The organism is Scandinavium manionii (genome assembly GCF_024764775.1).
GTDB lineage: Bacteria > Pseudomonadota > Gammaproteobacteria > Enterobacterales > Enterobacteriaceae > Scandinavium > Scandinavium manionii.
This window is the reverse complement of sequence record NZ_JALIGC010000040.1, coordinates 855,741-869,090: the sequence shown is the minus strand read 5'-3', so window position 1 is coordinate 869,090 and position 13,350 is coordinate 855,741. Positions and strand designations below refer to the sequence as shown.

Genomic DNA, 13,350 nt, shown 5'->3' with positions numbered 1-13,350 from the left:
GCCTGGCCCCCGTTTTATATGTGAGGTGAACGATGTGCGAACTGCTCGGGATGAGCGCCAATGTGCCAACCGATATCTGCTTTAGTTTTACCGGGCTGGTTCAGCGCGGGGGCGGCACCGGGCCGCATAAAGATGGCTGGGGAATTACCTTCTATGAAGGCAAAGGCTGTCGCACATTCAAAGATCCGCAACCGAGCTTTCAGTCGCCCATAGCCAAACTGGTGCAGGATTACCCGATCAAATCCTGTTCAGTGATTGCCCATATTCGCCAGGCTAACCGCGGTGAAGTGGCGCTCGAAAACACCCATCCGTTTACCCGCGAACTGTGGGGCCGCAACTGGACTTACGCCCATAACGGCCAGCTCACGGGCTATAAATCCCTTGAGACCGGACAATTCCGCCCGGTAGGTGAAACCGACAGCGAAAAAGCCTTTTGCTGGCTGTTGCACAAACTGACCAGCCGCTATCCGCGCACGCCCGGCAATATGAATGGGGTGTTTAAGTACATCGCGTCATTGGCGTCTGAGCTGCGGGAGAAAGGGGTGTTTAACATGCTGTTGTCGGACGGACGCTATGTGATGGCGTTTTGCTCGACCAATCTGTACTGGATAACACGCCGCGCGCCGTTTGGCGTGGCAACGTTACTGGATCAGGATGTGGAAATTGATTTTCAGCGAGAGACCACACCGAACGATGTGGTCACCGTGATTGCCACTCAGCCGCTGACCGGCAATGAAACCTGGCACAAGATTATGCCAGGTGAGTGGGCGTTATTTTGTCTCGGAGACCGCGTAGTTTGACGCCAGCTGCGAACGAATCTCGTGGCTCAATGGCTTGCTGACCACGTAGCGACCACTCTGTACCGTCACCATCGGCGGCTTGTGAGTCTGCTCGAAGTAGTCATAACCCGGCTTCAGCTGCGACCAGAAGTCTTTGTAATAAGAGAACTTGTGGCGTTCCATGTTCGCATCGGTCATGCGGAATGGATAGATGCTGACCTGCACGCTTGACTGGCCAAACACCAGCGCACCGGTCACGAACTGGAAAATCTCATCAATGCCGGTATCGGTCATGGCGTAGCAGCCAATCGACACACAGGCACCGTGGATCATCAGGTATTTCCCTTCATAACCATGTGCGCGATCGTAGTCGTTCGGGAAGCCAATATTAATGGCTTTATAGAAACGGCTATCGGGCTTGAGCTGGCTGCGGGAGACGTTGTAGAAACCTTCCGGGGATTTAAAATCGCCTTGGCGCTGTTTCGGACCCAGGCCACCGGAATAGTTGCAGATTTTGTAGCTGTCGAGCAGCTGATACGCCTCACCCATCTTTACGTAAAGATCAAGAGTACGCTCTTCTTTGAAGATCTGGATATAAACCGGAGATCCCATTAATTGCTGTTTATATTCTTTGCTGACCGGGGTGGTCGAGCTATTACTGCTAAGCAAACCGGCAAACGAAACGCACGGGATCAACAGCATCGCAAGTAACAATGCGATTTTGCGCATACTACATGTTCCTTGATAAAACGGTAGAGACAGGCCGGGAGGCCCGAAATAGAACCCGAAATCAGAATTGTCTCGAATTGGTGCGCTCACATTAGCATCACCAAAGTTTTTCGCAAGTCCGGCGATTAGGGTTTACAAATTACTTTAGCGTTATACCTGTTTTTTGCTGCAATAGCAGTCAGAACTTTGCGCATTCGCTCGCAAATACCAACCTGTATACCCCGTAAAAGCTGCGTTCTGACCTCATATCCTGTAAACTTGCCGCGTTTCACGACCAGGTTAAGAAAGGATGCTTTACTCTCATCGTACTGCCGTCAGCAGAACTCTCTGGCATCGGTTTTTCCTTTCTTGTTTTTCTCTACGCTGGGTTTAGTAGTAACGATTACGGATACCTGCTAACGACATGATTAAAATCACAAAAGGGCTTAATTTGCCCATCGCTGGCGCACCGTCACAGCACATTGCCGAAAGCGCGGCCGTATCGCGCGTGGCCGTGTTGGGCGAAGAATATATTGGCATGCGCCCCTCTATGGCCGTCCAGGAAGGCTCCCGGGTTCTCAAAGGGCAAGTGCTGTTTGAAGATAAAAAGAACCCCGGAGTGCGCTTTACTGCCCCGGCCAGTGGCGTCATCAGCGCCATTCATCGCGGCGAACGTCGCGTGCTGCAATCGGTGGTTATCGATATTGACGGCGATGATGCCGTCAGCTTCCCGCAGTTTGAAGTGGCAGACCTTGCCACGCTGAAAAGAGAAGCCGTTCAGCAGCAGCTGCTGGAATCGGGATTGTGGACCAGTCTGCGCACCCGCCCATTCAGTAAAATCCCGGCTGCGGGCAGCGCTCCGGCGGCGATTTTCGTCACCGCCATCGACACCAATCCGCTGGCGGCCGATCCGCAGCCGATAATCTATGCACATCGCGAAGCCTTTAACGCCGGGCTGACGGTGCTGTCGCGTCTCACCGACGGCAAAGTTCACGTCTGTCAGGCAAGCGGCGGCAAGCTGGGCGGCCATCCTGTGGGTCAGGTGACGTTCAACGAATTTAGCGGCCCGCATCCGGCGGGTTTGCCGGGCACGCATATCCACTTCCTCGAGCCGGTGAGCCTGAATAAGCAGGTCTGGCACCTGAGCTATCAGGACGTCATTGCCATCGGCAAACTGTTTGTCGAAGGCGAATTGTGGAGTGAGCGGGTGATTTCCATCGCCGGGCCGCAGGTCAACACACCACGTCTGGTGAAAACGCTGCTCGGCGCAAGCCTTGACCAGCTGCTGGTCGGTGAACTGGCTGACGGTGAAAACCGCGTGATTTCCGGTTCGGTGCTCAGCGGCACCCACGCGCTGGGGCCATACGCGTTCCTCGGTCGCTATCACTTGCAGGTCAGCGTGGTGAAAGAAGGGCGCGAGAAAGAACTTTTTGGCTGGGTCATGCCAGGCAAAGATAAATTCTCGATTACCCGTACCACCCTCGGCCATTTCCTCAAGCGCAAACTGTTTGATTTCTCAACCGATACCAACGGCGGCGAGCGTGCGATGGTGCCTATTGGCAACTACGAGCGCGTCATGCCGCTGGATATTCTGCCGACGCACCTGCTGCGCGATCTTCTCGCCGGGGATACCGACAGCGCGCAGGCATTGGGTTGTCTGGAACTCGACGAAGAAGACCTGGCGCTCTGCACCTACGTTTGCCCGGCAAAATACGAATACGGCCCGGTGTTGCGTGACGTCTTAACCCGCATTGAGCAGGAAGGATAAATGATGGGTTTGAAAAATCTGCTGGAAAAAATTGAGCCGCACTTTACCCACGGCGGCAAGCTGGAAAAGTACTATCCGCTGTATGAAGCCGCGGCCACCATTTTCTACACGCCGGGGCTGGTGACAAAAGGGGCGTCTCACGTCCGCGATGCCATCGACCTCAAGCGTATGATGATTCTGGTCTGGCTGGCGGTGTTCCCGGCAATGTTCTGGGGCATGTACAACGTCGGTCTGCAAACTATTCCGGCGCTGCATAAAATGTATGGCCCGGAGCAGCTGCAACAGGTGATTGCCGGAAACTGGCACTACCATGTGGCACAGTGGCTCGGCGTGAGCTTTGCGCCTGACGCAGGCTGGCTGAGCATGATGGGGCTGGGCGCGGTGTTCTTCCTGCCGATTTACATGACGGTGTTTATCGTCGGCGGCTTCTGGGAAGTGCTGTTCTCCATTGTGCGTAAGCATGAAATCAACGAAGGCTTCTTTGTTACCTCCATTCTGTTCGCGCTGATTGTTCCGCCGTCGCTGCCGTTGTGGCAGGCCGCGCTGGGCATCAGTTTTGGCGTGGTTATCGGGAAAGAAATTTTCGGTGGCACCGGACGTAACTTCCTTAACCCGGCGCTGGCGGGGCGTGCATTCCTGTTCTTCGCCTACCCGGCGCAAATCTCCGGCGACCTGGTATGGACCGCGGCTGACGGCTTCTCTGGCGCAACGCCACTGTCTCAGTGGGCGAGCCACGGCGGTGAAGCGTTGATGAATCTCACCAGCGGTCAGCCGGTAACCTGGATGGACGCGTTCCTCGGCAAACTGCCTGGCTCAATCGGTGAAGTTTCTACGCTGATGATCCTGATCGGCGGGGCCATCATTATCTTCGGTCGCGTTGCCTCCTGGCGCATCGTGGCGGGCGTGCTGCTCGGCATGATTGTCGTTTCCACGCTGTTCAACCTGATTGGCTCAGCCACAAACCCGATGTTCTCCATGCCGTGGTACTGGCATCTGGTGCTCGGCGGTTTTGCTTTCGGCATGATGTTCATGGCGACCGACCCGGTGTCGGCGTCGTTTACCGATAAAGGGAAGTGGTGCTACGGCGCACTGATTGGCGCGATGTGTGTGCTGATCCGCGTTGTAAACCCGGCCTATCCGGAAGGGATGATGCTGGCAATTCTGTTTGCCAACCTCTTTGCGCCGCTGTTCGATTACCTGGTGGTGCAGGCCAATATCAAGCGGAGGAAGTCGCGTGGCTGAAGTGAAAAGTAACGATAGCATCGGCAAAACGCTGCTGGTGGTGCTGGTGCTTTGCCTGGTCTGCTCGATTATCGTAGCCGGCTCAGCGGTGGGGCTGAAGCCTCGCCAGCAAGAACAGCGCGCGCTGGATAAACAGCGCAACATTCTGGCGGTCGCCGGGCTGATGCAGCCGGAAATGAAGCAGGATGAAGTGGCCTCCATTTTCGCGGAACGCATCACCCCGCGTCTGCTGGATTTGAAAAGCGGCACTTTGCTCGACAAAGATCCGGCATCGTTTAACCAGGGGCTGGCATTGAAAGATCCGGCGCAGAGCACGCAGCTGGATTCCAGTGAAGATCCGGCGGGTATCAAACGCCGCAGTAACGTGGTCGAAATCTACCTGGTGAAAGACGAGCAGAAAAAAATTCAGGAAGTCGTTCTGCCAATTTACGGCAACGGGCTGTGGTCGATGATGTACGCCTTTGTGGCCCTCGATACCGACGGACGCACTGTGAAAGGCATCACCTACTACGATCAGGGGGAAACCCCGGGGCTCGGCGGTGAAGTCGAAAACCCTAACTGGCGTCAGCAGTTCATCGGCAAAAAAGTGCTGAATGACGACGGCATGCCTGCTCTGAAAGTGGTGAAGGGCGGTGCGCGTCAGGGGGACGAATATGCGGTTGACGGGCTTTCTGGCGCCACGCTGACATCAAATGGCGTCCAGCACAGTTTTGATTTCTGGATGGGCGAGCAGGGCTTTGGCCCGTTCCTGAAACAGATGCGTGAAGGAGGCCTGAACAATGGCTGAGCTCGGTGATATGAAAGAAGTAAAACGGGTGCTGGTGGGGCCGGTTATCGCCAACAACCCGATTGCGTTGCAGGTCCTGGGCGTTTGCTCGGCACTGGCGGTGACCACTAAACTGGAAACCGCATTCGTGATGACCCTCGCGGTGACGATGGTAACGGCGTTTTCCAGCATGTTTATCTCGATGATCCGCCACCACATCCCGAACAGCGTGCGCATCATTGTGCAGATGGCGATTATCGCCTCGCTGGTTATCGTGGTCGATCAGCTGCTGCGCGCGTATGCGTATGAAGTCTCCAAACAGCTGTCGGTGTTCGTGGGTCTCATCATCACCAACTGTATCGTGATGGGTCGTGCCGAAGCGTACGCCATGAAATCGCCACCGCTGGCGAGCTTCATGGACGGCATCGGTAACGGGCTTGGTTATGGCGCCATCCTGATGATCGTCGGTTTCCTGCGTGAGCTTATCGGCAGCGGCAAGCTGTTCGGTATCACCGTGCTGCAAACCGTGCAGAACGGCGGCTGGTATCAGCCAAATGGCCTGTTCCTGCTCGCACCAAGCGCATTTTTCATTATCGGTCTGCTTATCTGGGCGCTGCGTAGCTGGAAGCCGGAACAGCAGGAGAAGGAGTAACCGATTATGGCTCATTACATTAGTCTTTTTGTTCGCGCAGTGTTCGTTGAGAACATGGCGCTGGCCTTCTTCCTCGGCATGTGTACGTTCCTTGCGGTGTCGAAGAAAGTCTCTACGGCGTTTGGCCTGGGCGTGGCGGTTACCGTCGTTCTCGGTATTTCCGTGCCGGTGAACAACCTTATCTATAACCTGGTTCTGCGCGACGGTGCGCTGGTGGAGGGCGTTGATCTTAGCTTCCTCAACTTCATCACCTTTATCGGGGTCATTGCGGCGCTGGTGCAGATCCTCGAGATGATCCTCGATAAGTATTTCCCGTCGCTCTACAACGCGCTGGGGATCTTCCTGCCGCTGATCGCTGTGAACTGTGCGATCTTTGGCGGCGTCTCGTTCATGGTGCAGCGCGACTATAACTTCCCTGAATCTATCGTCTACGGTTTCGGCTCCGGCATCGGCTGGATGCTGGCGATCGTCGCGATGGCCGGTATTCGCGAGAAGATGAAATACGCCAACGTGCCCGCAGGACTGCGCGGCTTAGGGATCACCTTTATCACCACCGGACTGATGGCACTGGGCTTTATGTCATTCTCCGGCGTGCAGCTATAAGGGCGTAAGTAATGGAAATTATTCTTGGCGTAGTGATGTTCACGCTAATTGTGCTGGTGCTGTCGCTGCTGATCCTGGCGGCGCGCGCGAAGCTGGTGAACTCCGGCGATGTGGTCATTGAGATCAACAACGAAGCCGACAAACAAATCCGCACGCCTGCTGGCGATAAGCTGCTGAATACGCTGTCCAACAACGGCATATTTGTCTCTTCAGCCTGCGGCGGCGGTGGCTCCTGCGGCCAGTGCCGGGTAACGGTGAAAGAGGGCGGCGGCGATATTCTGCCGACCGAGCTTTCGCACATCAGCAAGCGTGAAGCGAAAGAGGGCTGTCGCCTGGCGTGCCAGGTTGCAGTTCGTCAGGACATGAGAATCGAGCTGCCGGAAGAAATCTTTGGGGTGAAAAAATGGGAGTGCGAGGTTATCTCCAACGATAACAAAGCGACGTTCATCAAAGAGCTGAAGCTGGCGATCCCTGAAGGCGAAAGCGTGCCATTCCGCGCGGGCGGTTATATTCAGATTGAGTGCCCGTCGCACAAAGTGGCGTATGCCGATTTTGACGTGCCGGACGAGTACCGCGGCGACTGGGACAAATTCAATCTGTTCCGCTACGTTTCCGACGTGAACGAGCCGACGCTGCGCGCATATTCCATGGCGAACTACCCGGACGAGAAGGGCATTATTATGCTCAACGTGCGTATCGCCACGCCGCCGCCTTCCGCGCCGGACGTGCCGCCGGGCATCATGTCCTCTTACATCTGGTCGCTGAAAGCGGGTGATAAAGTGACGATTTCCGGGCCGTTTGGTGAGTTCTTCGCCAAAGACACCGACGCGGAAATGGTGTTTATCGGCGGTGGTGCGGGTATGGCGCCAATGCGTTCGCACATCTTCGATCAGCTCAAGCGTCTTAGTAGCAAGCGTAAAATCAGCTTCTGGTACGGGGCGCGTTCACTGCGCGAAATGTTCTACGACGATGAGTTTGAACAGCTGGCGCGGGAAAACCCGAACTTTACCTTCCACGTGGCGCTTTCCGATCCGCAGCCGGAAGATAACTGGAAGGGACACACCGGGTTCATCCACAACGTGCTGTATGAGAACTACCTCAAGCATCATGCGGCGCCGGAAGACTGTGAGTTCTACATGTGTGGGCCTCCGGTAATGAACGCGGCGGTTATCCGCATGCTGAAAGATCTGGGCGTGGAAGATGAAAACATCATGCTTGATGATTTTGGAGGCTAATGATGTTAACGGTATTTCTGGCAACGTTTGCCGTGTTTCTGCTGGTGGTCCTCGGCATGTCACTCGGCTATCTGGTGAAGCGTAAAAGCATTCAGGGCAGCTGTGGCGGCATCTCGTCGCTAGGGCTGGAGAAAGTCTGCGATTGCCCTGAGCCATGCGACGCGCGTAAAAAACGTCTCGCCCGCGAGGCCCAGCGCCAGCAAAACCGCATCCTTTAGTCCGTGAAGTAGGCCCGGCAGACGCAGCGTCGCCGGGCAAAAATAGGCCGGGTGGCGCTTTACTTACCCGGCCTACAAAACCCCACTCTTCTCATTTCTGATAAATTTACTGTATACTTAACCAGTGATTGGTGAGGGCTGAGTATGCGCAAAATTATCCATGTCGATATGGACTGCTTTTTTGCCGCGGTAGAGATGCGGGATAATCCAGCCCTGCGCGATATTCCCATCGCCATTGGCGGCAGCCGTGAACGCCGCGGCGTGATAAGCACCGCTAACTATCCCGCGCGTACCTTTGGCGTACGCAGCGCAATGCCAACCGGAATGGCACTCAAACTCTGCCCGCACCTGACGCTGTTGCCTGGTCGCTTTGATGCCTACAAAGAAGCTTCGGTGCATATTCGTGAGATTTTCTCGCGATACACTTCACTGATTGAACCGCTTTCTCTCGATGAAGCGTACCTCGACGTCACCGATAGCCTGCACTGCCAGGGCTCGGCCACGCTGATGGCGCAGGAAATACGCCAGACCATTCATCGTGAGCTGAATCTCACCGCCTCGGCGGGTGTCGCCCCGGTAAAATTTCTCGCCAAAATCGCCTCGGATCTTAACAAGCCCAACGGCCAGTATGTGATTACGCCTGATGAAGTGCCTGCATTTCTCAAAACGCTCTCTCTTGCCAAAATTCCCGGCGTGGGGAAAGTCTCGGCATCGAAACTCGAAGGCATGGGGCTGCGAACCTGTGAGGACGTGCAGCACGCCGACCTGGCGACACTGCTCAAGCGCTTTGGCAAATTTGGTCGGGTGTTGTGGGAGCGCAGCAATGGCATTGATGAGCGTGACGTCAACAGTGAACGTCTGCGCAAATCGATAGGTGTGGAGCGCACGCTGGCCGAGGACATTCATGAATGGGCCGACTGCGAGGCGATAATCACCGGCCAGCTTTACCCTGAACTGGAGCGTCGGCTGGCGAAGGTGAAACCTGACCTGCTGATTGCGCGTCAGGGGGTAAAACTCAAATTTAATGATTTTCAGCAGACGACGCAGGAGCACGTCTGGCCGAAGTTAAATCAGGATGATTTGATTGCCACGGCGTATAAAACCTGGCATGAGCGGCGCGGTGAAAGGGGCGTCCGGCTGGTGGGCCTGCACGTGACGCTGCTGGATCCACAGCTTGAGCGGCAGCTGGTTCTGGGATTGTAGTTTCCTGAACCCATAAAAAAAGCTTCCCGAAGGACGCTTTTTTTGCCCGGTGGCGCAAGCTAACCGGGCCTACTTAATTCAGCTGTAGGCCCGGCAAGCTTGCGCCGCCGGGCACCCACTACGGCTTACTTCGCTGGAATCGCTTTCAGCAGTTCGGTCAGCAGGGTCCAGTACTGGCCCACGCTTTCAATGTGAACCTGCTCATCCGGGGAGTGTGGTCCGGTGATGGTCGGCCCAATAGAAACCATATCCATGTTCGGGTACGGTTTTTTGAACAGACCACATTCCAGACCCGCGTGGATAACCTGGATGTTAGGCGTTTTGTCGAACAGACGCTGATAGGTTTCACGCACCAGGTGCATAACCGGCGAGTTTGCATCCGGCTGCCAGCCTGGGTAGCCGCCTTTCGGTGCCGTCTGTGCGCCGGCCATTTTACCCAGAGATTCCAGCATGCTGACCACGTAGTCTTTGCCGCTGTCGATCAGGGAACGAATCAGGCAGATGATTTCCACGTTGTCGTCGTGCATGGAGACCACGCCCACGTTCAGGGAAGTTTCAACCACGCCTTTCGCCACGTCGGAGTTACGGATAACGCCGTTCGGGGTCGCATTCAGCAGCTGAATAAAGCTGTCGCGGGATTTTTCGCTCAGGGCGTTTTTGTCCGCAGTGACCGCTTCCAGAACCACGGTCAGGTTCTTCTCTTTTGCAGCCAGTTCATTTTTCAGAATCGCCAGGAACTCATCGGCCAGCGCTTTCAGGGTCTGCGCTTTGTCAGCCGGAACGGCTACGGTTGCGAAGGCTTCACGCGGGATAGCGTTACGCAGGGTGCCGCCGTTGAAATCAACCAGGCGCAGGTCCAGCTCAGCCGCATGGCCTGCCAGGAAGCGTGCCAGCAATTTGTTGGCGTTGCCGAGACCCAGATGGATATCGCCGCCAGAGTGGCCGCCTTTCAAGCCTTTTAGCGTCAGCTTAAAGCTCTGGAAGCCTGCAGGGATCGCTTCGCGAGCCAGTGGCAGGGTGGTGATGAAATCGATGCCGCCCGCGCAACCCATGTAGATCTCACCTTCTTCTTCGGAGTCGGTGTTGATCAGGATATCCGCCTGCAGCCAGTTAGCCTGAAGGCCAAAGGCGCCATCCATGCCTGCTTCTTCAGTCATGGTCAGCAGCACTTCCAGCGGGCCATGTTCAACGCTGTCGTCAGCCAGAACGGCCAGCGCAGACGCCATACCGATACCGTTATCTGCGCCCAGCGTGGTGCCGCGCGCTTTAATCCACTCGCCGTCGATGTACGGCTGAATCGGATCTTTGGTGAAGTCATGCACGGTGTCGTTGTTTTTCTGCGGCACCATATCGAGGTGCGCCTGCATCACAACCGCTTTACGGTTTTCCATGCCCGCCGTGGCAGGTTTACGAATCAGGATATTACCTACCTGATCGCGTTCTGCGTGCAGACCTTTTTCCTTCGCCCAGCCCATGATGTGTTCGGCGAGCTGTTCTTCATGATAAGAAGGGTGCGGAATGGAGCAGATTTTGGCAAAAATATCCCACAGTGGTTGAGGGGATAATTGAGACAGTTCAGACACGGTAAGTCTCCTTACGGCTTCCTGCAAAAGTGGCTTACAGGTAATGGGTTAGCAATGACAAACAGGCATGTGACCTGACTTGCGAGATGCCGTTGAGAATACCACTTTCTTCCTTCTCTGGTAGTACGTAGCGCGTAAAAACTCCCGGCGAGGCCGTTAAACACTGGTTTTTAGTGCGTCAGATCTCTATAATCTCGCGCAACCTGGAATCACCCCGAACATTTTTTAAGCCGCTTTATAGGCTGGGATACAATCACATGAGCGAAAAATACATCGTTACCTGGGACATGTTGCAGATCCATGCACGCAAACTGGCCGCGCGCCTGATGCCCTCCGAGCAGTGGAAAGGCATTATTGCCGTTAGCCGTGGAGGTCTGGTACCAGGCGCTCTGCTGGCCCGTGAACTGGGTATTCGTCATGTGGACACCGTCTGCATTTCCAGCTACGACCACGACAACCAGCGTGAGCTGAAAGTCCTCAAACGTGCGGAAGGCGATGGCGAAGGCTTTATCGTGATTGACGATCTGGTCGACACCGGCGGCACCGCAGTGGCTATCCGTGAAATGTACCCGAAAGCACATTTCGTCACTATCTTCGCTAAGCCGGCTGGTCAGCCGCTGGTTGATGACTACGTGATCGATATTCCGCAGGATACCTGGATTGAACAGCCTTGGGATATGGGCGTGGTGTTTGTACCGCCTATTTCCGGCCGCTAAATATCCATAGCCTTCCTGTGAACTGAAATCCTCGGATATCTGATTTACTGTTCTTTTCAACGCCCGGTATACCGGGCGTTGTTCTTTTTGGCGCCCGGCGAGGTACAATAGACGTCATGTCGTATTCATGGAGTCTATGCGATGCCAGAAGCCAATCTCAGCGAAGTCCTCTTCAAACCGCGTTTCAAGCACCCTGAAACCTCGACGCTGGTGCGTCGCTTCCATCATGGCGCCGATTCTGCGGTGCAATCCGCGCTGGACGGAAAAAACGTTCCTCACTGGTACCGGATGGTGAACCGCCTGATGTGGATCTGGCGTGGCGTCTCGCCGCAGGAAATACTCGACGTGCAGGCGCGCATCGTGATGAGTCCCTCAGAGCGTACCGACGACAACCTGTATGACACGGTGGTTGGCTATCGCGGCGGCAACTGGATTTACGAATGGTCGAAACAGGCGATGCTCTGGCAGCAGAAAGCGTGTCAGGAGCAGGATGACGCGTTAAGTGGTCGCCACTGGCTGCATGCCTCTAATCTCTACAGCATCGCCGCTTACCCGCATCTGAAAGGCGATGACCTCGCCGAACAGGCGCAGGCGCTGGCGAATCGGGCCTATGAAGAAGCTGCCCAGCGTTTGCCGGGCTCTCTGCGTGAGCTGGAGTTTAAAATCCCCGGCGGTTCTCCGGTCACGGGCTTCCTGCACATGCCACCTGGCGAAGGCCCGTTCCCGACGGTGCTGATGTGCGGCGGGCTGGATGCGCTACAAAGCGACAACTACAGCCTGTTTGAAAAATACTTAGCGCCGCTGGGGATTGCAATGTTGACGCTGGACATGCCCTCGATAGGCTTCTCGTCCAAATGGAAGCTGACCCAGGATTCCAGCTTCCTGCACCAGCAGGTTCTGAAATCGCTGCCGAATATTCCCTGGGTCGATCACACCCGCGTGGCGGCGTTTGGTTTCCGCTTCGGGGCCAACGTGGCGGTGCGCCTGGCGTATCTGGAATCACCCCGTCTGAAAGCGGTGGCCTGTCTCGGACCGGTGGTCCATCACCTGCTCAGTGACCCGCAGCGCCAGGAAAATGTACCAGAAATGTATCTCGATGTGCTGGCCTCACGGTTGGGTATGCACGATGCCTCCGACGATGCGCTGCGCGTAGAACTCAATCGTTACTCACTGAAAATACAGGGGTTGCTGGGTCGTCGATGCCCAACGCCGATGCTGTCAGGCTACTGGCAAAACGACCCGTTCAGCCCGGAAGAAGAGTCGCGTTTAATCACCTCGTCATCTGCCGATGGCAAGTTGATGCAGATCCCGTTTAAACCGGTTTATCGCAATTTTGACAAAGCATTGAAAGAAATTGCCACCTGGATCAATCATAGAATTGGTTAATAGATTGCTAAATTCTATTGATTTGGTAAAACAGTTGCATCACTAAAGGAGACAGCAATGACGTTACCGAGTGGACACCCGAAGAGTAAACTGATCAAGAAATTCACCGCCCTTGGCCCGTACATTCGGGCAGAGCAGTGTGAGGATAATCGCTTCTTTTTCGATTGCCTGGCCGTATGCGTCAATGTCAAACCGGCCCCGGAAGTCCGTGAGTTTTGGGGCTGGTGGCTGGAAATGGAAGCGCAGGAAAAGCGTTTCACTTACAGCTATCAGTTTGGCCTGTTCGATAAACACGGCAACTGGCAGGCAACGGCCATCAAAGACACTGAAGTCACCGACAGACTGGAACAGACTCTGCGTGATTTCCACGCCCGAGCGCGCGACTTGCTAAAAACGTTCGACCTGGCGCTCGAGCCTGCGGAAGATGTGGAACAGCCGGTGAGATTGTCGGCATAAGTCATTTCGCAGAAGAAATAAAAAAGGCCCCTCAC

At 55.3% G+C, this 13,350-nt stretch carries 14 protein-coding genes; 12 read left to right on the top strand and 2 right to left on the bottom strand.

All coding sequences use genetic code 11. The annotated features are described in order from the left end of the window. The first annotated feature begins 32 nt into the window (after positions 1-32). On the top strand, positions 33-800 hold the full coding sequence (locus MUU51_RS21920; RefSeq protein ID WP_159775957.1) for a class II glutamine amidotransferase: 768 nt from the start codon (positions 33-35) through the stop codon (positions 798-800). Here the strand turns inward: MUU51_RS21920 and dpaA are convergent. Next, positions 771-1,508 (bottom strand): peptidoglycan meso-diaminopimelic acid protein amidase, encoded by a 738-nt coding sequence (dpaA, locus tag MUU51_RS21915; protein ID WP_159775960.1) that lies wholly within the window; start codon positions 1,506-1,508, stop codon positions 771-773. The two genes, MUU51_RS21920 and dpaA, sit on opposite strands and share 30 nt — an antisense overlap. 403 nt (positions 1,509-1,911) lie before the next feature. On the opposite strand from dpaA, the gene MUU51_RS21910 reads away from it, so the two are divergent. From MUU51_RS21910 to dinB, 8 genes are all read left to right on the top strand, one after another. Beyond that, positions 1,912-3,255, top strand: coding sequence for a Na(+)-translocating NADH-quinone reductase subunit A (locus MUU51_RS21910; RefSeq protein ID WP_258968597.1), 1,344 nt, complete (start codon positions 1,912-1,914; stop codon positions 3,253-3,255). A gap of 3 nt (positions 3,256-3,258) precedes the next feature. Then, positions 3,259-4,497, top strand: coding sequence for an NADH:ubiquinone reductase (Na(+)-transporting) subunit B (locus tag MUU51_RS21905; protein ID WP_159776005.1), 1,239 nt, complete (start codon positions 3,259-3,261; stop codon positions 4,495-4,497). Then, positions 4,490-5,284: a Na(+)-translocating NADH-quinone reductase subunit C gene (locus MUU51_RS21900; RefSeq protein WP_159775964.1), complete on the top strand. Its 795-nt coding sequence runs from the start codon at positions 4,490-4,492 to the stop codon at positions 5,282-5,284. Before MUU51_RS21905 ends, MUU51_RS21900 begins: the two co-directional genes overlap by 8 nt. Further along, the gene (locus MUU51_RS21895; protein WP_110511595.1) at positions 5,277-5,915 is read left to right on the top strand and encodes an NADH:ubiquinone reductase (Na(+)-transporting) subunit D; all 639 of its coding nucleotides are present in this window, start codon (positions 5,277-5,279) and stop codon (positions 5,913-5,915) included. The genes MUU51_RS21900 and MUU51_RS21895 overlap by 8 nt, the downstream gene beginning before the upstream one ends. Before the next feature lie 6 nt (positions 5,916-5,921). Further along, on the top strand, positions 5,922-6,518 hold the full coding sequence (gene nqrE, locus MUU51_RS21890; protein ID WP_110511594.1) for an NADH:ubiquinone reductase (Na(+)-transporting) subunit E: 597 nt from the start codon (positions 5,922-5,924) through the stop codon (positions 6,516-6,518). 11 nt (positions 6,519-6,529) lie between these two features. After that, complete coding sequence (gene nqrF, locus MUU51_RS21885; protein WP_258968596.1) at positions 6,530-7,753, top strand: NADH:ubiquinone reductase (Na(+)-transporting) subunit F; 1,224 nt, start codon at positions 6,530-6,532, stop codon at positions 7,751-7,753. A gap of 2 nt (positions 7,754-7,755) precedes the next feature. After that, positions 7,756-7,971 carry a (Na+)-NQR maturation NqrM gene (nqrM, locus tag MUU51_RS21880; protein WP_185153721.1) on the top strand — a complete coding sequence of 72 codons (216 nt, stop codon included), beginning with the start codon at positions 7,756-7,758 and terminating at the stop codon, positions 7,969-7,971. A gap of 144 nt (positions 7,972-8,115) precedes the next feature. Beyond that, complete coding sequence (gene dinB, locus MUU51_RS21875) at positions 8,116-9,174, top strand: DNA polymerase IV (RefSeq protein ID WP_159775968.1); 1,059 nt, start codon at positions 8,116-8,118, stop codon at positions 9,172-9,174. 125 nt (positions 9,175-9,299) lie between these two features. Here the strand turns inward: dinB and pepD are convergent, their stop codons facing one another. Then, positions 9,300-10,757 carry a cytosol nonspecific dipeptidase gene (pepD, locus tag MUU51_RS21870; protein ID WP_159775971.1) on the bottom strand — a complete coding sequence of 486 codons (1,458 nt, stop codon included), beginning with the start codon at positions 10,755-10,757 and terminating at the stop codon, positions 9,300-9,302. 257 nt (positions 10,758-11,014) lie between these two features. Between pepD and gpt the strand changes: the two genes are divergently transcribed. The 3 genes from gpt to crl all read left to right on the top strand — a co-directional run bounded on the left by gpt (position 11,015) and on the right by crl (position 13,315). Beyond that, the gene (gpt, locus tag MUU51_RS21865) at positions 11,015-11,473 is read left to right on the top strand and encodes a xanthine phosphoribosyltransferase (RefSeq protein ID WP_106995995.1); all 459 of its coding nucleotides are present in this window, start codon (positions 11,015-11,017) and stop codon (positions 11,471-11,473) included. Between the two features lie 141 nt (positions 11,474-11,614). Then, positions 11,615-12,859, top strand: a complete 1,245-nt coding sequence (frsA, locus tag MUU51_RS21860) for an esterase FrsA (protein WP_159775973.1) — start codon at positions 11,615-11,617, stop codon at positions 12,857-12,859. Between the two features lie 57 nt (positions 12,860-12,916). Next, positions 12,917-13,315 (top strand): sigma factor-binding protein Crl, encoded by a 399-nt coding sequence (gene crl, locus MUU51_RS21855; protein ID WP_110511587.1) that lies wholly within the window; start codon positions 12,917-12,919, stop codon positions 13,313-13,315. Positions 13,316-13,350 lie beyond the last annotated feature (35 nt).